This window comes from Kribbella sp. NPDC020701 (assembly GCF_055562215.1).
This window is the reverse complement of record NZ_JBVHFT010000003.1, coordinates 56,339-76,529: the sequence shown is the minus strand read 5'-3', so window position 1 is coordinate 76,529 and position 20,191 is coordinate 56,339. Positions and strand designations below refer to the sequence as shown.

The window sequence follows — 20,191 nt, the reverse complement described above, 5'->3', positions numbered from 1 at the left end:
GAGACACCGGGTCGGTCCTTGACGGAGAGGGTGGTCCGAAGGCAAACTATCGGACCCCATTGGACAGGCTTGCCTGTATCGGGTAGCCTATTGCTTTGCGCTGCCTTTACTCCCACCTCGGCTTGAGTCTCGACTTGACTGGGGTGGTTTGGCCTGCGCTCCCAGCACCGAAGTGATTCTTTGCGAGCCCGTGGAAGGACGCCCCTTGGTCGCCTCGCGCAACCCCCAGTCCGACAGCATTTCCGACGTTTCCGGCTCCCGCCGCATCTCCTTCGCCAAGATTTCCGAGCCTCTCGAGGTTCCGGATCTGCTTGCGCTGCAGGTGGACAGTTTCGACTGGCTGGTCGGCAACGAAACGTGGCAGGCCCGTGTGGCCGCCGCCGAGGCCGAGGGGCGGACCGAACTGTCCGGCCCGTCCGGCCTGGAAGAGATTTTCGAGGAGATCTCCCCGATCGAGGACTTCAGCGGCACCATGTCGCTGTCGTTCCGCGACCACCGCTTCGAGCCTCCGAAGAACACGGTCGACGAGTGCAAGGAGCGGGACGTCACCTACTCCGCGCCGCTGTTCGTCACGGCCGAGTTCATGAACAACGAGACCGGCGAGATCAAGAGCCAGACCGTCTTCATGGGTGACTTCCCGCTGATGACGCGCAAGGGCACCTTCGTCATCAACGGCACCGAGCGCGTCGTGGTGTCCCAGCTCGTCCGCTCGCCCGGTGTGTACTTCGAGCGCACCCCGGACAAGACGTCGGACAAGGACATCTTCACCGCCAAGATCATCCCGTCGCGCGGCGCGTGGCTGGAGTTCGAGGTGGACAAGCGCGACATGGTCGGCGTCCGCCTCGACCGCAAGCGCAAGCAGAACGTCACCGTGCTGCTGAAGGCGCTCGGCTGGACCGACGCGCAGATCCTGGAGGAGTTCGGCGACTACGAGTCGATCCGGCTGACCCTGGAGAAGGACCACACCTCCGGGCAGGACGACGCGCTGCTGGACATCTACCGCAAGCTGCGCCCGGGCGAACCGCCGACGCGCGAGGCCGCGCAGGCGCTGCTGGACAACTACTACTTCAACGGCAAGCGCTACGACCTGGCCAAGGTCGGCCGCTACAAGATCAACAAGAAGCTCGGCCGCGACGAGGCGCACGACACCGCGGTGCTGACGATCGACGACATCGTCGCCACGATCAAGTACCTGGTGGCCCTGCACGAAGGCAAGACCGAGCTGCCCGCACCGACCGGTGAGGTCGTGGTCGAGGAAGACGACATCGACCACTTCGGCAACCGCCGGCTGCGGACCGTCGGCGAGCTGATCCAGAACCAGCTGCGCACCGGCCTGGCCCGGATGGAGCGTGTGGTCCGGGAGCGGATGACGACCCAGGACGTCGAGGCGATCACGCCGCAGACCCTGATCAACATCCGTCCGGTGGTGGCGGCGCTGAAGGAGTTCTTCGGCACCTCCCAGCTGTCGCAGTTCATGGACCAGACCAACCCGATCGCGGGTCTGACCCACAAGCGCCGCCTGTCGGCTCTCGGCCCGGGTGGTCTGTCCCGGGAGCGGGCCGGCTTCGAGGTCCGCGACGTGCACCCGTCCCACTACGGCCGGATGTGCCCGATCGAGACCCCGGAAGGCCCGAACATCGGCCTGATCGGCTCGCTCGCGACGTACGGCCGGGTGAACCCGTTCGGCTTCGTCGAGACGCCGTATCGCAAGGTCGTCGACGGCCAGGTCACCGACCAGGTGGACTACCTGACCGCGGACGAGGAGGACCGGTTCGTCATCGCGCAGGCCAACGCGGCGCTGACCGACGACGACAAGTTCGCCGAGGACCGGGTGCTGGTTCGCCGGCGCCACGGTGAGGTCGAGCTCGTGCTGGTCGACGACGTGGACTACATGGACGTCTCGCCGCGCCAGATGGTGTCGGTCGCGACGGCGATGATCCCGTTCCTCGAGCACGACGACGCCAACCGCGCCCTGATGGGCTCCAACATGCAGCGCCAGGCCGTTCCGCTGATCACCGCGGACGCCCCCCTGGTCGGTACCGGCATGGAGTTCCGCGGTGCGGTCGACGCCGGTGACGTGGTGGTGGCCGACAAGGCCGGCGTCATCAAGGAGGTGTCGGCCGACCTGATCGAGGTCGCCGCCGACGACGGCACGTACCAGACCTACCGGCTGGCGAAGTTCCGCCGCTCGAACCAGGGCACCTGCATCAACCAGCGTCCGCTGGTCGACGCCGGTCAGCGGGTCGAGATCGGATCGCCGCTGGCCGACGGTCCGTGCACCGACGAGGGCGAGATGGCGCTCGGCCGCAACATGCTGGTCGCCTTCATGCCGTGGGAAGGCCACAACTACGAGGACGCGATCATCCTCTCCCAGCGCGTCGTGCAGCAGGACCTGCTGACCTCGATCCACATCGAGGAGCACGAGGTCGACGCTCGCGACACCAAGCTGGGTCCGGAGGAGATCACCCGGGACATCCCGAACGTCTCCGACGAGATGCTGGCCGACCTCGACGAGCGGGGCATCATCCGGATCGGCGCCGAGGTCACCACCGGTGACATCCTGGTCGGCAAGGTCACCCCCAAGGGCGAGACCGAGCTGACCCCGGAGGAGCGGCTGCTGCGCGCGATCTTCGGTGAGAAGGCCCGTGAGGTCCGCGACACCTCGCTGAAGGTGCCGCACGGCGAGGAGGGCACCGTCATCGGTGTCCGCGTCTTCGACCGCGACAACGGCGACGAACTGCCGCCGGGCGTGAACCAGCTGGTCCGCGTGTACGTCGCCCAGAAGCGCAAGATCTCGGTCGGCGACAAGCTGGCCGGACGCCACGGCAACAAGGGCGTCATCTCGAAGATCCTGCCGGTCGAGGACATGCCGTTCCTCGAGGACGGCACCCAGGTCGACATCATCCTGAACCCGCTGGGCGTGCCCGGCCGGATGAACGTCGGCCAGGTGCTGGAGACGCACCTCGGGTGGATCGCCAGCCGCGGCTGGAAGGTCGACCCGGACAACACCGAAGAGTGGGCCCAGCGACTCATCAAGATCGGCGCCGGCGAGGCCGAGCCGTTCACGAACGTCGCCACCCCGGTCTTCGACGGCGCCAAGGAGGAGGAGGTCACCGGCCTGCTCTCCTCGACGCTGCCGAACCGCGACGGTGTCCGGATGGTCGACGGCTCGGGCAAGGCCCGGCTGTTCGACGGCCGTTCGGGTGAGCCGTTCCCGGAGCCGGTCGGTGTCGGCTACATGTACATGCTGAAGCTGCACCACCTGGTCGACGACAAGATCCACGCACGCTCGACCGGTCCGTACTCGATGATCACGCAGCAGCCGCTGGGCGGTAAGGCCCAGTTCGGCGGCCAGCGGTTCGGAGAGATGGAGGTGTGGGCCCTCGAGGCCTACGGTGCCGCCTTCGCGCTGCAGGAGCTGCTGACCATCAAGTCCGACGATGTCGTCGGGCGGGTCAAGGTGTACGAGGCGATCGTCAAGGGCGAGAACATTCCGGAGCCGGGTATCCCGGAGTCCTTCAAGGTTCTGGTCAAGGAAATGCAGTCCCTGTGTCTGAACGTGGAAGTGCTCTCGTCCGACGGAAGCCGGGTCGAGATGCGCGACAGCGAGGAGGACGTCTTCCGTGCAGCGGAGGAACTGGGCATCGATCTGTCCCGGCGTGAGCCGAACAGCGTCGAGGAGGTCTGAGCGGGTTGCCGCTTGAGATCAACAACCAACTCACTCAGACCATTTTTAGCAACGGGAGATAACACATCGTGCTCGACGTGAACTTCTTCGACGAGCTTCGGATCGGCCTGGCGACCGCGGATGAGATCCGCCAGTGGTCGCACGGCGAGGTCAAGAAGCCCGAGACGATCAACTACCGGACGCTCAAGCCCGAGCGTGACGGTCTCTTCTGCGAGAAGATCTTCGGTCCCACCCGGGACTGGGAGTGCTACTGCGGTAAGTACAAGCGCGTTCGCTTCAAGGGCATCATCTGCGAGCGGTGTGGCGTCGAGGTCACCCGCTCCAAGGTGCGCCGCGAGCGGATGGGCCACATCGAGCTGGCCGCGCCGGTCACCCACATCTGGTACTTCAAGGGTGTCCCGTCGCGACTCGGCTACCTGCTCGACCTCGCCCCGAAGGACCTGGAGAAGGTCATCTACTTCGCGGCGTACATGATCACCGACGTCGACGACGAGGCGCGGCACCGCGACCTCTCGTCGTTGGAGGGCCGGACCGACGTCGAGCGCAAGCAGCTCGAGAACCGGCGCGACAACGACATCGAGACCCGGATGAAGAAGCTCGAGGAGGACCTGGCGCAGCTCGAGGCCGAGGGCGCCAAGGCCGACGTTCGCCGCAAGGTGAAGGAAGGCGCCGAGCGTGAGGTCAAGCAGCTGCGCGACCGTGCGCAGCGCGAGATCGACCGCCTCGACGAGGTCTGGACCCGGTTCAAGAACCTGAAGGTCCAGGACCTCGAGGGCGACGAGATCCTCTACCGCGCCATGAAGGAGCGGTTCGGCAAGTACTTCGAGGGCGCCATGGGTGCCGCCGCGATCCAGCGCCGGCTGGAGACCTTCGACCTGAAGGCCGAGGCGGACAATCTGCGCGAGACGATCAAGACCGGTAAGGGCCAGCGCAAGACCCGCGCCCTGAAGCGGCTCAAGGTCGTCACCGCGTTCCTGGCGACCAACAACAGCCCGATGGGCATGGTGCTCGACTGCGTCCCGGTGATCCCGCCGGACCTGCGGCCGATGGTCCAGCTCGACGGTGGCCGGTTCGCCACCTCGGACCTGAACGACCTGTACCGCCGGGTGATCAACCGGAACAACCGGCTCAAGCGACTGCTCGACCTGGGCGCGCCGGAGATCATCGTCAACAACGAGAAGCGGATGCTGCAGGAGGCCGTCGACGCGCTGTTCGACAACGGCCGTCGTGGCCGTCCGGTCACCGGCCCGGGTAACCGGCCGCTGAAGTCGCTGTCCGACATGCTCAAGGGCAAGCAGGGCCGGTTCCGTCAGAACCTGCTCGGCAAGCGCGTCGACTACTCCGGTCGTTCGGTGATCGTGGTCGGCCCGCAGCTGAAGCTGCACCAGTGCGGTCTGCCGAAGGCGATGGCGCTGGAGCTGTTCAAGCCGTTCGTGATGAAGCGGCTGGTCGACCTCAACCACGCGCAGAACATCAAGTCCGCCAAGCGGATGGTCGAGCGTCAGCGCGCCCAGGTCTGGGACGTGCTGGAAGAGGTCATCACCGAGCACCCGGTCCTGCTCAACCGTGCACCAACCCTGCACCGGCTGGGCATCCAGGCGTTCGAGCCGCAGCTGATCGAGGGCAAGGCGATCCAGATCCACCCGCTCGTCTGCTCCGCGTTCAACGCGGACTTCGACGGTGACCAGATGGCGGTGCACCTGCCGCTGTCGGCCGAGGCGCAGGCCGAGGCCCGGATCCTGATGCTGTCGACCAACAACATCCTGAAGCCGGCCGACGGCCGTCCGGTCACGATGCCGACGCAGGACATGATCATCGGCATCTACTTCCTGACCATGCTGAAGGAAGGCGTGCTGGGCGAGGGCCGGGCCTTCAGCTCGGTGGCCGAGGCGCTGATGGCCTTCGACCGCAAGGAACTGTCGCTGCAGGCCAAGATCACGCTGCGTCTGGACGAGTCCGGCGTACCGGCTGGTGCCACCGAGCTGGCCGCCGGCGGGTTCTCGCTGGAGACCACGCTGGGCCGGGCGCTGTTCAACGAGGCGCTGCCGACGGACTACCCGTTCGTCGACGTCGAGGTCGGCAAGAAGCAGCTGGGCGGGATCGTCAACGACCTGGCCGAGCGGTACTCCAAGGTCGAGGTCGCCAACGCCCTCGACGCGCTGAAGGACCTCGGTTTCCGCTGGGCCACCCGGTCCGGTGTGACCGTGTCGATCGACGACTTCAGCACGCCGCCGTCCAAGCCGGAGATCATGGCCCGGTACGAGTCGCAGGCCGAGAAGGTCCAGAAGCAGTTCGAGCGAGGTCTGATCACCTCGTCCGAGCGGCGCCAGGAGCTGATCGAGATCTGGACCGGCGCCAACGCCGAGGTCGGCAAGGCAATGGAGGAGAACTTCGAGAAGGCCAACCCGATCTGGATGATGGTCCACTCGGGTGCCCGAGGCAACATGATGCAGATCCGGCAGATCGCCGGTATGCGTGGGCTGGTGGCCAACCCGAAGGGTGAGATCATCGCCCGGCCGATCAAGTCCAACTTCCGTGAGGGTCTGTCGGTGGTCGAGTACTTCATCGCCACCCACGGTGCCCGGAAGGGTCTGGCCGACACCGCGCTGCGGACCGCCGACTCGGGGTACCTGACCCGTCGTCTGGTGGACGTCTCGCAGGACGTGATCATCCGCGAGGAGGATTGCGGCACCGAGCGGGGCCTGCCGAAGAAGATCGGCGAGCCCGGTCCGGACGGCAAGGTCGTGCACGCCGAGAACGTCGAGACCAGCGCGTACGCACGGACGCTGGCCACCGACGTGACCGGTGCCGACGGCACCGTCGTCCTGACGGCCGGCAGCGACCTGGGCGACGTCTCGATCGCGAAGCTGGTCGAGGCCGGGGTCGAGGAGGTCAAGGTCCGCTCCGTGCTGACCTGTGACGCCAAGACCGGGACCTGCGCGAAGTGCTATGGCCGTTCGCTGGCGACCGGCAAGCCGGTCGACATCGGCGAGGCGGTCGGCATCATCGCGGCCCAGTCCATCGGTGAGCCGGGAACGCAGCTGACGATGCGGACCTTCCACACCGGTGGTGTCGCGGGTGATGACATCACCCACGGTCTGCCGCGTGTGGTCGAGCTCTTCGAGGCCCGCCAGCCCAAGGGCAAGGCGCCGATCTCGGAGGCCGCGGGCCGGATCTCGATCGAGGACACCGACAAGACCCGGAAGCTGGTGCTCACCCCGGACGACGGTTCCGAGGAGGTCGCCTACCCGGTGTCCAAGCGTGGCCGCCTGCTGATCGAAGAGGGTCAGCACGTCGAGGTCGGTCAGCAGCTGACGCAGGGTACGCCGGACCCGCAGGAGGTACTGCGGATCCTCGGCGTACGCAAGGCGCAGGAGCACCTGGTGGACGAGGTCCAGGAGGTGTACCGGTCGCAGGGTGTGGCCATCCACGACAAGCACATCGAGATCATCGTCCGGCAGATGCTGCGCCGGGTCACGGTGATCGAGTCGGGCGACGCCCAGCTGCTGCCCGGTGAGCTCGCGGACCGGATCATGTTCGAGGCGGAGAATCGTCGAGTCGTGGCCGAGAGCGGTACGCCGGCCTCGGGTCGTCCGGTGCTGATGGGCATCACCAAGGCCTCGCTGGCCACCGAGTCGTGGCTGTCGGCCGCCTCCTTCCAGGAGACGACCCGCGTCCTCACCGAGGCCGCGATCCACGGCAAGTCCGACTCGCTGGTCGGTCTGAAGGAGAACGTCATCATCGGCAAGCTGATCCCGGCCGGTACGGGCATGGACCGGTACCGCAACATCCGGGTGGAGCCCACCGAGGAGGCGAAGGCCGCGATGTACTCGATGGTCGGCTACGAGTCGTACGACTACGACTTCGGCCCGTCCACCGGTCAGTCGGTCCCGCTCGACGACTTCGACCTCGGTTCCTACCAGAACTGAGCCGAGTCACCCGCCGAGGGCGGCACTCCCCATCAAAGGGGGGTGCCGCCCTCGCGGTATTTGCGGGTGGCTCAAACGCTTGGCAGAGATGGAAATCCGGCGTTTCGGATCCGTTCCGGATGCCGTCCGGGCACGACACTCGGGGTGGCGGCTGAAAGTGTCCGGCTGATGCGCCAAGATTGGCCCATGACGGATCTCCCGGCCTACCTGCGGCCCTTCGTCCTGGGAGTTTTGGACGGCCCCGACGTGCGGGTGGACCGGCTCGGGGAGATCGACTTCTATCGCCCGGCCGGGACTGCCCGGACCGGTGCGGTGCTGTTCGTGCACGGGGGTCCAGGGCCGGCCGGCCTCGAGGTGATGCCTCGGGAGTGGCCGGTGTACCGGGGCTACGCGACGGCTGCCGCCAGGCGGGGCCTGGTGGCAGCCGTCGTCGACCACAGCCTGATCCACGGCTTCGACCACCTGGTCACCGCCGCGGACGAGGTGGAGGCCGCTGTCGGCGTACTGCGGTCCGATCCACGTGTCGACCCCGATCGGGTCGGCCTGTGGTTCTTCTCCGGCGCAGGCCTGCTGGCGGGGGAGTGGCTGGACAGCCGCCCCGACTGGCTGCGCTGGGTCGCCCTGACCTACCCCCTGCTCGCCACCCCGCCCGGTGTCGACGATTTGGTCAACGCTGCCGAAGTGATCGGCAAACACAAGGACCTGCCGGTGCTGCTGACCCGGGCCGGGCTCGAGCACGAGGAGCTCGCCGGCCCGGTTGCGGAGTTCGTCTCCGCCGGTGGCGCCGCGCTGGACATCATCGACGTACCGAAAGGGCACCACGGGTTCGACATGCTCGACCACACCGAAGAATCACGCGCCGCCGTCACCAAGGCCCTGGACTGGGCGATCGCCCACCTGGGCGAGGACCCGGACGGCCAGGAACAACTCCTCGTCCCCCCACCCAAAGCCAAAACCACCAGGCGCACGCCCGCCGCCGCGAAGCCGGCCGTAGCCGTCAAGCAGCCCAAGGCACCCGCTGAACCCGCCGGTCGGCCGGCGCCAGCCACCCCGGCCCCGACTCCCACCCTGCCGACTCCCACCCTGCCGACTCCCAGCCTTCCGACCCCCGCCCCTGCCGTGACGCCGACGCCGCCGGCCGACCTGGGAGCCGCCACGGTGGCCGCTGTCACGGCGGACACCCCGGCCGCGCGGGTGATCGGCCGGGAGCACGCCGCCTACGCCGCGCACGACCTGGAGGCGTTCCTGGCGATGTACTCGCCGACCGCGCGGATCCTGCTCGCGGACGGCACCGAAGGGAAGGGGCGCCGGTTCCTGCGGGAGTACTACCGGCCGCGGTTCGACGCCGGGCGTTGCAAGACCGAGGTGGTGCAGAAGCTGATGCTCGGCGAGTGGGTGGTCGAGCACGTGCTCGCCTACGACACCGGTGAGCCGGCTGCGCTGCTCGCGCTGTACCGGGCCGCCGACGGGCTGATCACCGAGGTCGAGTTCCGGGCCTGATCCGGCCGGGTTCGAGCGCACGGCCGCGGCCAAGTGGTCTTACCGTCGTACCTGCACAGGGTGACTCCTCCGACCCTGTAGACTGGAACAGCGGAGAGGCCTCAGCCGCGGTCGGTTAGTCATTTTGACCGTGCTTGAGCCAGCCGCTAGTCTTAACGATCGTGCCCGGGTCATCCTGGGCCGTCATGCGTGCCCCTCGACATTCCGGGTCTGCGCGCGTGGCATGGGACTCCTGCCGACAGTCTGGAAGATTACGGCTCGGTACTCCCGTGCGCACGCGACACACCCGACCGCGGGGGTCAGGCAAGCAACAGCAGAGAGATAGCCGGACGACAGAAAGAGACCTACGCGGTGCCCACCATTCAGCAGCTGGTCCGCAAGGGCCGCCAGGACAAGGTGTCCAAGAACAAGACGCCCGCCCTGAAGGGTTCCCCTCAGCGTCGCGGTGTGTGCACGCGCGTTTACACGACCACGCCGAAGAAGCCGAACTCGGCCCTTCGCAAGGTCGCGCGTGTCCGCCTGACCAGCGGCATCGAGGTCACCGCGTACATTCCCGGCGTCGGCCACAACCTGCAGGAGCACTCGATCGTGCTCGTGCGTGGCGGTCGTGTGAAGGACCTCCCGGGTGTCCGCTACAAGATCATCCGCGGTTCGCTCGACACCCAGGGTGTGAAGAACCGCAAGCAGGCCCGCAGCCACTACGGCGCGAAGAAGGAGAAGAGCTAATGCCGCGCAAGGGCCCGGCCCCGAAGCGCCCGGTCATCATCGACCCGGTCTACAGTTCGCCGCTCGTCACCCAGTTGATCTCCAAGATCCTGGTCGACGGCAAGAAGCAGATCGCGCAGAGCATCGTCTACAACGCGCTCGAGGGCACTCGCACCAAGACCGGCACCGACCCGGTGATCACGCTGAAGCGTGCGCTGGACAACGTGAAGCCGAGCATCGAGGTGAAGAGCCGCCGCGTCGGTGGTGCCACCTACCAGGTGCCGATCGAGGTCAAGCCCGGTCGCTCGACCACGCTGGCCCTGCGCTGGCTCACGTCGTACTCCCGTGCGCGTCGCGAGAAGACCATGTCCGAGCGCCTGATGAACGAGATCCTGGACGCGTCCAACGGTCTCGGTGCGTCGGTGAAGCGCCGCGAGGACACGCACAAGATGGCCGAAGCCAACAAGGCTTTCGCCCACTACCGCTGGTGATCCGGGGTCCGATCCGGACCCCAGCACTCACCCCTTTGACGCAGTACAGAATCGAGAGGTAGACCACCGAGGTGGCCGTACAAATCACCACCGACCTGGCAATGGTCCGCAACATCGGGATCATGGCCCACATCGACGCCGGTAAGACGACGACGACCGAGCGGATCCTCTTCTACACCGGTATCACGTACAAGATCGGTGAGGTCCACGACGGCGCCGCCACGATGGACTGGATGGAGCAGGAGCAGGAGCGCGGCATCACCATCACGTCCGCCGCGACGACCTGCACCTGGAAAGACCACACCATCAACATCATCGACACCCCGGGCCACGTCGACTTCACCGTCGAGGTGGAGCGCTCGCTGCGCGTCCTCGACGGTGCCGTCGCGGTGTTCGACGGTGTCGCCGGCGTGGAGCCGCAGTCGGAGACCGTATGGCGCCAGGCGGACCGGTACGGCGTACCGCGGATCTGCTTCGTGAACAAGCTGGACCGGACCGGCGCGGAGTTCATGCGCTGCGTCGACATGATCGTCGACCGGCTGGCCGCGGTGCCGCTGGTGCTGCAGCTGCCGATCGGCTCCGAGTCCGACTTCATCGGCGTCGTCGACCTGGTCGGGATGCGTGCGCTGACCTGGCGCGGCGAGACCACGATGGGTGAGGACTACACCGTCGAGGAGATCCCGGCCACCCACACCGAGATCGCCGCCGAGTGGCGCGACAAGCTGATCGAGACGCTGGCCGAGGCCGACGACGAGATCATGGAGATGTACCTGGAGGGCGACGAGCCCACCCAGGAGCAGATCGTCGCGGCCATCCGCCGGGCGACCATCGCCAGCAAGCTCACCCCGGTGCTGACCGGTACGGCGTTCAAGAACAAGGGCGTCCAGCCGCTGCTCGACGCGATCAACGCCTTCCTGCCGAGCCCGCTCGACGTGCCCGACATCGAGGGCCACGACGTCAAGGACAGCGACAAGGTCGTCCTGCGCAAGCCCGACGACAGCGAGCCGTTCTCGGCACTGGCGTTCAAGATCGCGGCCGACCCCCACCTGGGCAAGCTGACCTTCATCCGGGTGTACTCCGGCAAGCTGGAGACCGGCACCCAGGTCCTGAACCCCACCAAGGGGCGCAAGGAGCGGATCGGCAAAATCTACCGGATGCACGCGAACAAGCGTGAGGAGATCGCGTCGATCGGCGCCGGCCACATCGTCGCCGTGATGGGTCTGAAGGACACCACCACCGGCGAGACCCTGTCCGACCCGTCGAACCCGGTCGTGCTGGAGTCGATGCAGTTCCCGGCCCCGGTCATCTCGGTCGCCATCGAGCCCAAGTCGAAGGGCGACCAGGAGAAGCTGGGCGTCGCGATCCAGCGGCTGGCCGAGGAGGACCCGACCTTCCAGGTCCGGACCGACGAGGACACCGGCCAGACGATCATCGCCGGCATGGGGGAGCTGCACCTCGAGGTGCTGGTCGACCGGATGAAGCGCGAGTTCCGCGTCGAGGCGAACGTCGGCAAGCCGCAGGTCGCCTACCGCGAGACCATCAAGAAGAAGGTCGAGAAGGTCGACTACACGCACAAGAAGCAGACCGGTGGTTCGGGTCAGTTCGCGCGTGTGATCATCAACATCGAGCCGACTTCGGTCGAGGCCGGTGGCGAGGGCGGCTACGAGTTCGTCAACGCCGTGACCGGTGGCCGCATCCCCCGGGAGTACATCCCGTCGGTGGACGAGGGCGCCCAGGAGGCGATGGAGTTCGGCGTACTGGCCGGCTACCCGATGGTCGACGTCAAGGTGACGCTGACCGACGGTGCCTACCACGATGTCGACTCCTCCGAGCTCGCCTTCAAGATCGCCGGTTCGATGGCCTTCAAGGACGCCGCCCGCCGGGCGACCCCGGTCATCCTGGAGCCGATGTTCGCGGTCGAGGTCATCACGCCCGAGGACTACATGGGTGAAGTGATCGGCGACCTCAACTCACGCCGCGGCCAGATCCAGTCGATGGACGAGGGCCCTGGTGGCAGCCGGGCGATCAAGGCTCTGGTGCCGTTGTCCGAGATGTTCGGGTATGTCGGTGACCTGCGTTCCAAGACGCAGGGCCGCGCGTCCTACTCGATGCAGTTCGATTCCTACGCCGAGGTTCCGAAGAACGTGGCGGAAGAGATCATCAAGAAGGCCCGGGGCGAGTAGTTTCTCGTTCTGGACCAACCAACCCACAGCGCGTCGGCGTACGGCGTAGTCAACATTTACTAGGAGGGCCCCAGTGGCGAAGGCGAAGTTCGAGCGGACTAAGCCGCACGTCAACATCGGCACCATCGGTCACATCGACCACGGTAAGACCACTCTTACCGCGGCGATCACCAAGGTGCTGCACGACAAGTACCCGACGCTCAACGAGGCATCGGCCTTCGATCAGATCGACAAGGCGCCGGAAGAGCGTCAGCGCGGTATCACCATCTCCATCGCGCACGTCGAGTACCAGACCGAGGCCCGGCACTACGCCCACGTCGACTGCCCGGGTCACGCGGACTACATCAAGAACATGATCACCGGTGCGGCCCAGATGGACGGTGCGATCCTGGTCGTCGCCGCCACCGACGGCCCGATGCCGCAGACGCGTGAGCACGTGCTGCTCGCCCGCCAGGTCGGCGTGCCGGCCATGGTGGTCGCGCTGAACAAGTGCGACATGGTCGACGACGAGGAGATCCTGGAGCTCGTCGAGCTCGAGGTCCGCGAGCTGCTCTCCGAGCAGGAGTTCGACGGTGACAACGCCCCGGTCATCAAGGTCGCGGCGCACCCGGCTCTGCAGGGTGACGCCAAGTGGGGCGAGTCGATCATCGAGCTGATGGACGCGGTCGACGCCTACATCCCGCAGCCGGTCCGCGAGATCGACAAGCCGTTCCTGATGCCGGTGGAGGATGTCTTCACCATCACGGGTCGCGGCACGGTCATCACCGGCCGGATCGAGCGCGGTGTCGTCAAGATCAACGAGACCGTCGACATCGTCGGCATCCGTCCGGAGAAGCAGACCACCACGGTCACCGGTATCGAGATGTTCCGCAAGCTGCTCGACGAGGGCCAGGCCGGTGAGAACGTCGGTCTGCTGCTGCGTGGCACCAAGCGCGAGGACGTCGAGCGCGGCATGGTCGTCATCAAGCCGGGCACCACGACCCCGCACACCAACTTCGACGCTTCGGTCTACATCCTGTCGAAGGAGGAGGGCGGCCGGCACACGCCGTTCTTCCAGAACTACCGGCCCCAGTTCTACTTCCGCACCACGGACGTCACCGGCGTCGTCACGCTGCCCGAGGGCACCGAGATGGTCATGCCGGGCGACAACACCGACATGTCGGTCGAGCTGATCCAGCCGATCGCCATGGAAGAGGGCCTGAAGTTCGCGATCCGTGAAGGTGGCCGCACCGTCGGCGCCGGCCGGGTCACCAAGATCCTCAAGTGATCTCACGAGGTCCGCGAGGGCTCGACATCTGAGCCCCGCGGACCTCTGCTTTGTGCCCGATCCGGGGCCAGGTGGGTCCGGATCGGGCGTGAAGCCACCCGATTGGCGTTTCGGCGCCGATCTCTGGCACAATATTCAGGTTGCTCAGGCGAGGCCGCCGGGGCGCGCCCCAGACCAATTTTCGGTCTGGCTGGTGCGCCGGACCGGAGACCATGCCGAGGTTCCGGTCCGAGACCGGGCCCCGATCGCCAATCCAGGTCGATGAAGCGGTGAGTCACGCGCGTTTCCAAGTGCGCGACACACCCGACCTCGGGGGTCGGAGCAACGAAGGCGAAGACGATAGAGAAGGACGAAGCGAAGCGATGGCGGGACAAAAGATCCGCATCCGGCTGAAGGCCTACGACCACGAGGTCATCGACAGCTCGGCGCGCAAGATTGTCGACACGGTGACGCGTACTGGTGCGAAGGTTGCTGGCCCGGTGCCGTTGCCGACGGAAAAGAACGTGTTCTGCGTCATCCGCTCGCCGCACAAGTACAAGGACAGCCGCGAGCACTTCGAGATGCGCACCCACAAGCGGCTCATCGACATCATCGACCCCACGCCGAAGACCGTCGACTCGCTGATGCGGCTCGACCTGCCGGCCGGTGTCGACATCGAGATCAAGCTCTGAGGGACGCGAACAACCAATGAGCCCCGTAATGAAGACTTCCAAGAACACGCGCGGTCTGCTGGGCACCAAGCTCGGCATGACCCAGACCTGGGACGAGAACAATCGCGTCGTCCCCGTCACCGTGATCCAGGCCGGCCCGTGCGTCGTGACCGAGGTGCGTACCTCGGACAGCCACGGGTACGACGGTGTCCAGATCGCCTTCGGGGACATCGACCCCCGCAAGGTGACCAAGCCGATGCGCGGACACTTCGACAAGGCCGGCGTGACGCCGCGGCGCCACCTGGTGGAGCTGCGCACCGCCGACGCCAGCGAGTACACCCTGGGCCAGGAGATCAAGGCCGAGGCCTTCGAGGCCGGTGAGCGGGTCGACGTTTCCGCCACCAGCAAGGGCAAGGGTTTCGCCGGTGTGATGAAGCGGCACGGCTTCCACGGCCTGCGCGCCACCCACGGTGTCCACAAGAAGCACCGCTCGCCGGGTTCCATCGGCGGCTGCGCCACCCCGGGCCGGGTCTTCAAGGGCCTGCGGATGGCGGGCCGGATGGGCGCCGAGCAGATCACCACGCAGAACATCAGCGTGCACGCGATCGACACCGAGCGTGGCCTGATCCTGCTCAAGGGTGCCGTTCCCGGTCCGAAGGGCGGCCTCGTGCTGATCCGCAACGCCGCGAAGGGAGCTGCGAAGTGAGCACCGTCGACGTCGTCGTCGTGAAGGGCGACAAGGTCAGCAAGAAGGGTTCCGCCGAGCTTCCGGCCGAGCTGTTCGACGTCCAGGTCAACATCCCGCTGATCCACCAGGTCGTGGTGGCCCAGCTGGCGGCCGCCCGGCAGGGCACGGCCAAGGCGAAGACCCGGGGCGAGGTCTCCGGTGGTGGCGCCAAGCCGTACCGCCAGAAGGGCACCGGTCGCGCCCGTCAGGGCTCGACCCGCGCGCCGCAGTTCACCGGTGGTGGCGTCGTCCACGGCCCGGTGCCGCGCGACTACAGCCAGCGGACCCCGAAGAAGATGATCGCCGCCGCGCTCCGCGGTGCGCTGTCGGACCGGGCCCGCGACGGCCGTGTGCACGTCGTGGAGAAGTTCGTCGACGGCGACACGCCGTCCACCAAGGCCGCGCTGAACGTGCTGGCCGAGGCCGCCGAGCCGGGCAAGGTCCTGGTCGTCCTCGAGCGTGCCGACGACCTCACCTGGCTGAGCCTGCGCAACGTGCAGCACGTCCACCTGATCGCCGCCGACCAGCTGAACGCGTACGACGTTCTGGTCAGTGACGCGGTCGTGTTCACCAAGGGCGCCCTCGACAGCTTCGTCACCGGCGCGCCCAAGGGTAAGTCCGTGAAGGCTGTCGCGACGTCGACCGAAGCCGAGGAGGTAGAAGCATGAGCCACGGAGTCAACAAGGACCCGCGCGACGTGCTGCTGCGGCCGGTCGTGAGCGAGAAGAGCTACGGCCTGCTGGACGAGCAGAAGTACACGTTCGAGGTCGCCCCGGGATCCAACAAGACCGAGATCAAGCTCGCGGTCGAGAAGGTCTTCAAGGTCAAGGTCAGCGACGTCAACACCATCAACCGCAAGGGCAAGCGCCGCCGGACGCGTACCGGCTGGGGCAAGCGCCCGGACACCAAGCGGGCGATCGTGACCCTCAAGGGTGACGACCGCATCGACATCTTCGGAGGCCAGTCGTAATGGGAATCCGCAAGTACAAGCCGACGACGCCGGGCCGCCGTGGCTCGAGCGTGGCCGACTTCGTCGAGCTCACCCGTTCGACCCCCGAGAAGTCGCTGCTGCGCCCGCTGCCGAAGAAGGGTGGCCGGAACAACTCCGGCAAGATCACCACTCGGCACCAGGGCGGCGGTCACAAGCGCGCGTACCGGCTGATCGACTTCAAGCGGTACGACAAGGACGGCGTGCCGGCCAAGGTCGCCGAGATCGAGTACGACCCGAACCGCACCGCGCGGATCGCGCTGCTGCACTACATCGACGGCGAGAAGCGCTACATCCTCGCCCCGTCGAACCTGAAGCAGGGCACGATCGTCGAGAACGGCCCGGCCGCCGACATCAAGGTGGGCAACAACCTGCCGCTGCGCAACATCCCGGTCGGCTCCACGGTGCACGCCGTCGAGCTGCGCCCGGGTGGCGGCGCGAAGATGGGCCGCTCGGCCGGTGCCAGCATCCAGCTGGTCGCGAAGGAGGGCCGGATGGCCACCCTGCGGATGCCGTCCGGCGAGGTCCGGATGGTCGACGTGCGCTGCCGCGCCACCCTCGGTGAGGTCGGCAACGGCGAGCAGTCGAACATCAACTGGGGCAAGGCGGGCCGGATGCGCTGGAAGGGCAAGCGCCCGACCGTCCGCGGTGTCGCGATGAACCCGGTCGACCACCCGCACGGTGGTGGTGAGGGTAAGACCTCGGGTGGTCGCCACCCGGTGTCCCCGTGGGGCCAGCCCGAGGGCCGTACCCGTACCCGCAAGGAAAGCGACCGCATGATCGTCCGGCGCCGCAAGGCCGGCAAGAAGCGCTGATAGGAGCCGGCCAGATGCCACGCAGTTTGAAGAAGGGCCCGTTCGTCGACCACCACCTGATGAAGAAGGTGGAGGTGCAGAACGAGAAGGGCACCAAGAACGTCATCAAGACCTGGTCCCGCCGATCGATGATCGTGCCGGACATGATCGGCCACACGCTCGCGGTGCACGACGGCCGCAAGCACGTGCCGGTGTTCGTGACGGACGCGATGGTCGGGCACAAGCTCGGCGAGTTCGCTCCGACCCGGACGTTCAAGGGTCACGAGAAGGACGACCGGAAGTCACGGCGTCGCTGACCCGTGGTCAGTGACGAAGCGAAAGCAACCTACGGAGAGATTCGAACATCATGAGCGTTCAAGAGCGTAGGGCGGTCAGCGCCCGTCGCGAGAGCCTGCTGGGCGACGAGCCCGGGGCCTTCGCGGTCGCGCGCTTCGTCCGCGTGACGCCGATGAAGGCGCGCCGCGTGGGTGACCTGGTGCGCGGTCTGGGCGTCGACGACGCACTCGCCACTCTGAAGTTCGCCCCGCAGGCCGCTGCCGCGACCGTGTACAAGGTCGTCGACAGCGCTGCGGCGAACGCCGAGGGCACCGAGCACCTGAGCCGGACCGAGCTGGTCGTGGCGAAGGTCCTCGTGGACGAGGGCCCGACGCTGAAGCGTCACCGCCCGCGCGCCCAGGGCCGGGCCACCCGGATCGACAAGCGGACCAGCCACATCACCGTCGTGGTGACGCCGCGGGTCCAGGACGAGCCGGTCGAGAAGGCCCCCGCCAAGAAGTCGGCCAAGAAGGCCGATGCGGCCAAGAAGGCGCCGGCGAAGAAGGCCGCGGCCGACCAGGCCGAGACCGCCGAGAAGCCGGCCAAGAAGGCGACCGCGAAGAAGGCGGCTGCCAAGAAGACCGCTGAGAAGAAGGAGTCCTGACGTGGGCCAGAAGGTAAACCCGCACGGGTTCCGTCTCGGCATCAGCACCGATCACAAGAGCCGTTGGTACGCCGACAAGCTGTACAAGGACTACGTGGGCGAGGACGTCAAGATCCGTCGCCTGCTGAGCAAGGGCATGGAGCGCGCCGGCATCTCCCGTGTGGAGATCGAGCGCACCCGTGACCGGGTCCGGGTCGACATCCACACCGCTCGTCCGGGCATCGTCATCGGTCGCCGTGGCGCCGAGGCGGACCGGATCCGGGGCAGCCTGGAGGAGCTCACCGGCAAGCAGGTGCAGCTGAACATCCTCGAGGTGAAGAACGCCGAGGTCGACGCTCAGCTGGTCGCCCAGGGTGTGGCCGAGCAACTGTCCGGCCGCGTGGCGTTCCGCCGCGCGATGCGCAAGGCGATGCAGACCACCATGCGTGGCGGCGCCCTGGGCATCCGGATCCAGTGCTCCGGTCGTCTGGGTGGCGCGGAGATGTCGCGGTCGGAGTTCTACCGTGAGGGCCGGGTACCGCTGCACACGCTCCGCGCGGACATCGACTACGGCTTCTACGAGGCCCGCACGACCTTCGGCCGGATCGGCGTGAAGGTCTGGATCTACAAGGGTGACGTGGCCGGCTCCCGGGCCGAGCGCGAAGCGCAGGCCGCGGCCCGCGCCGCGACTCAGCAGCGCCGGCCGGCCCGTCGCGACGACCGCGGTGGCCGAGGTGGCGACCGTGACCGTGGTGACCGCGGTGGCCGTCGTGACGACCGTCGGGACAACGCCCGCTCCGCGGCTCCGGCCGCCGAGGCGAGCGCGCCGGCGGCCGACAAGCCCGCCGAGACGACCGGAACGGAGAGCTGACCGATGCTCATCCCCCGCAAGGTCAAGCACCGCAAGCAGCACCACCCGGGGCGCTCCGGCGCTGCCAAGGGTGGTACGACGCTGGCCTTCGGTGACTTCGGCATCCAGGCGCTGGAGAACCACTACGTCACCAACCGGCAGATCGAGGCCGCGCGTATCGCGATGACGCGGCACATCAAGCGTGGCGGCAAGGTGTGGATCAACATCTACCCCGACCGCCCGCTGACCAAGAAGCCTGCTGAGACCCGGATGGGTTCCGGTAAGGGTTCGCCGGAGTGGTGGATCGCCAACGTCAAGGCCGGCCGGGTGCTGTTCGAGCTGTCCGGCGTGCCGGAGGACATCGCTCGCGAGGCCCTGCGCCGCGCGATCCACAAGTTGCCGATGAAGTGCCGCTTCATCTCCCGAGAGGCAGGTGAGAACTGATGGCTACCACCGCGACCGCCGCCGAACTGCGCAACCTCGGCAAGGACGAGCTGATGAGCAAGCTCGGTGAGGCCAAGGAGGAGCTGTTCAACCTCCGGTTCCAGGCTGCTACGGGTCAGCTGGAGTCCCACGGCCGGCTGCGCGCCGTCCGCAAGGACATCGCCCGCATCTACACGGTGCTGACCGAGCGGGCGCTCGGCATAACCGATGAGGTCGAGGAGCCGGCCGCGACCGAGGAGGTCGTCTCGGTGTCTGATGCCGAGCCCGCAGACGACAGCCAGGACAAGGCCGGGAGCAAGGCATGACCGAGAACGTGAAGGACGAGACCGTGAGCACGACCACGCAGGCGCGAGGCCGCCGGAAGACCCGTGAGGGCCTGGTGCTGAGCGACAAGATGGACAAGACCGTCACCGTCGAGGTCGAGGACCGGGTCAAGCACAAGCTCTACGGCAAGGTCATCCGGCGCACCAGCAAGCTCAAGGCGCACGACGAGCAGAACGCCGCCGGTATCGGCGACCGTGTCCTCCTGATGGAGACCCGGCCGCTGTCGGCGACCAAGCGCTGGCGCGTCGTCGAGATCCTCGAGAAGGCCAAGTAGTTACCGGTGCTGCCGGCAACCAATCGAATTTATTCGTTCCGCAAGGCTCACGGACGTGAGAACCAGCGAGACAACCAGGAGATCAACAGATGATCCAGCAGGAGTCGCGACTGAAGGTCGCCGACAACACGGGTGCCAAGGAGATCTTGTGCATCCGCGTTCTCGGTGGCTCCGGTCGGCGCTACGCCGGTGTCGGTGACACGATCGTCGCCACCGTCAAGGATGCGATCCCGGGCGGCGGTGTGAAGAAGGGTGACGTCGTCAAGGCGGTCGTCGTGCGGACCGTGAAGGAGCGCCGGCGTCCGGACGGCTCCTACATCCGCTTCGACGAGAACGCCGCGGTGATCCTGAAGGCCGACGGCGAGCCCCGTGGCACCCGTATCTTCGGGCCGGTCGGCCGGGAGTTGCGCGAGAAGCGCTTCATGAAGATCATCTCGCTCGCCCCGGAGGTGCTCTGA

The 20,191-nt window shown here is 67.0% G+C and carries 18 protein-coding genes and 1 pseudogene; all 19 read left to right on the top strand.

Going from position 1 to position 20,191, the window contains the following annotated elements; genetic code table 11:
• Positions 1-205 precede the first annotated feature (205 nt).
• The 19 genes and pseudogenes from rpoB to rplN all read left to right on the top strand — a co-directional run bounded on the left by rpoB (position 206) and on the right by rplN (position 20,191).
• Positions 206-3,688 carry a DNA-directed RNA polymerase subunit beta gene (gene rpoB, locus ACZ3HV_RS07365; RefSeq protein WP_360364133.1) on the top strand — a complete coding sequence of 1,161 codons (3,483 nt, stop codon included), beginning with the start codon at positions 206-208 and terminating at the stop codon, positions 3,686-3,688.
• Positions 3,689-3,756: 68 nt separating this feature from the next.
• The gene (locus tag ACZ3HV_RS07360; RefSeq protein WP_465681834.1) at positions 3,757-7,617 is read left to right on the top strand and encodes a DNA-directed RNA polymerase subunit beta'; all 3,861 of its coding nucleotides are present in this window, start codon (positions 3,757-3,759) and stop codon (positions 7,615-7,617) included.
• Positions 7,618-7,803: 186 nt separating this feature from the next.
• Positions 7,804-9,117, top strand: coding sequence for a nuclear transport factor 2 family protein (locus ACZ3HV_RS07355; protein ID WP_465681832.1), 1,314 nt, complete (start codon positions 7,804-7,806; stop codon positions 9,115-9,117).
• Between the two features lie 351 nt (positions 9,118-9,468).
• Positions 9,469-9,843: a 30S ribosomal protein S12 gene (gene rpsL / locus ACZ3HV_RS07350; RefSeq protein WP_328526112.1), complete on the top strand. Its 375-nt coding sequence runs from the start codon at positions 9,469-9,471 to the stop codon at positions 9,841-9,843.
• Positions 9,843-10,313, top strand: a complete 471-nt coding sequence (gene rpsG, locus ACZ3HV_RS07345; protein ID WP_130384648.1) for a 30S ribosomal protein S7 — start codon at positions 9,843-9,845, stop codon at positions 10,311-10,313. The genes rpsL and rpsG overlap by 1 nt, the downstream gene beginning before the upstream one ends.
• A 101-nt stretch (positions 10,314-10,414) precedes the next feature.
• Entirely contained in the window at positions 10,415-12,496 is a 2,082-nt protein-coding gene (gene fusA / locus ACZ3HV_RS07340; RefSeq protein WP_465682800.1) for an elongation factor G, read from the top strand.
• Between the two features lie 73 nt (positions 12,497-12,569).
• A complete protein-coding gene (tuf, locus tag ACZ3HV_RS07335; protein WP_465681829.1) occupies positions 12,570-13,763 on the top strand; it encodes an elongation factor Tu in 1,194 nt (397 codons plus the stop codon).
• Positions 13,764-14,125: 362 nt separating this feature from the next.
• Positions 14,126-14,434 carry a 30S ribosomal protein S10 gene (gene rpsJ / locus ACZ3HV_RS07330; protein ID WP_012923688.1) on the top strand — a complete coding sequence of 103 codons (309 nt, stop codon included), beginning with the start codon at positions 14,126-14,128 and terminating at the stop codon, positions 14,432-14,434.
• 28 nt (positions 14,435-14,462) lie between these two features.
• A complete protein-coding gene (gene rplC, locus ACZ3HV_RS07325) occupies positions 14,463-15,119 on the top strand; it encodes a 50S ribosomal protein L3 (protein ID WP_360364124.1) in 657 nt (218 codons plus the stop codon).
• The gene (gene rplD / locus ACZ3HV_RS07320; protein ID WP_465681827.1) at positions 15,116-15,808 is read left to right on the top strand and encodes a 50S ribosomal protein L4; all 693 of its coding nucleotides are present in this window, start codon (positions 15,116-15,118) and stop codon (positions 15,806-15,808) included. Before rplC ends, rplD begins: the two co-directional genes overlap by 4 nt.
• Positions 15,805-16,110 (top strand): 50S ribosomal protein L23, encoded by a 306-nt coding sequence (gene rplW / locus ACZ3HV_RS07315; RefSeq protein WP_465681826.1) that lies wholly within the window; start codon positions 15,805-15,807, stop codon positions 16,108-16,110. Before rplD ends, rplW begins: the two co-directional genes overlap by 4 nt.
• Positions 16,110-16,943 (top strand): 50S ribosomal protein L2, encoded by an 834-nt coding sequence (rplB, locus tag ACZ3HV_RS07310; protein WP_465681824.1) that lies wholly within the window; start codon positions 16,110-16,112, stop codon positions 16,941-16,943. The genes rplW and rplB overlap by 1 nt, the downstream gene beginning before the upstream one ends.
• Positions 16,944-16,957: 14 nt before the next feature.
• Positions 16,958-17,239 (top strand): 30S ribosomal protein S19, encoded by a 282-nt coding sequence (gene rpsS / locus ACZ3HV_RS07305; RefSeq protein ID WP_131361012.1) that lies wholly within the window; start codon positions 16,958-16,960, stop codon positions 17,237-17,239.
• A 50-nt stretch (positions 17,240-17,289) separates the two neighbouring features.
• A pseudogene (rplV, locus tag ACZ3HV_RS07300) lies at positions 17,290-17,766 on the top strand (50S ribosomal protein L22); the annotation flags it as partial.
• 97 nt (positions 17,767-17,863) lie between these two features.
• Entirely contained in the window at positions 17,864-18,712 is an 849-nt protein-coding gene (gene rpsC, locus ACZ3HV_RS07295; RefSeq protein WP_360364116.1) for a 30S ribosomal protein S3, read from the top strand.
• A gap of 3 nt (positions 18,713-18,715) precedes the next feature.
• The gene (gene rplP / locus ACZ3HV_RS07290) at positions 18,716-19,135 is read left to right on the top strand and encodes a 50S ribosomal protein L16 (RefSeq protein ID WP_360364114.1); all 420 of its coding nucleotides are present in this window, start codon (positions 18,716-18,718) and stop codon (positions 19,133-19,135) included.
• Entirely contained in the window at positions 19,135-19,440 is a 306-nt protein-coding gene (gene rpmC / locus ACZ3HV_RS07285) for a 50S ribosomal protein L29 (protein WP_465681821.1), read from the top strand. The genes rplP and rpmC overlap by 1 nt, the downstream gene beginning before the upstream one ends.
• The gene (rpsQ, locus tag ACZ3HV_RS07280) at positions 19,437-19,733 is read left to right on the top strand and encodes a 30S ribosomal protein S17 (RefSeq protein WP_465681819.1); all 297 of its coding nucleotides are present in this window, start codon (positions 19,437-19,439) and stop codon (positions 19,731-19,733) included. The genes rpmC and rpsQ overlap by 4 nt, the downstream gene beginning before the upstream one ends.
• Before the next feature lie 89 nt (positions 19,734-19,822).
• Positions 19,823-20,191 (top strand): 50S ribosomal protein L14, encoded by a 369-nt coding sequence (gene rplN, locus ACZ3HV_RS07275; protein WP_012923677.1) that lies wholly within the window; start codon positions 19,823-19,825, stop codon positions 20,189-20,191.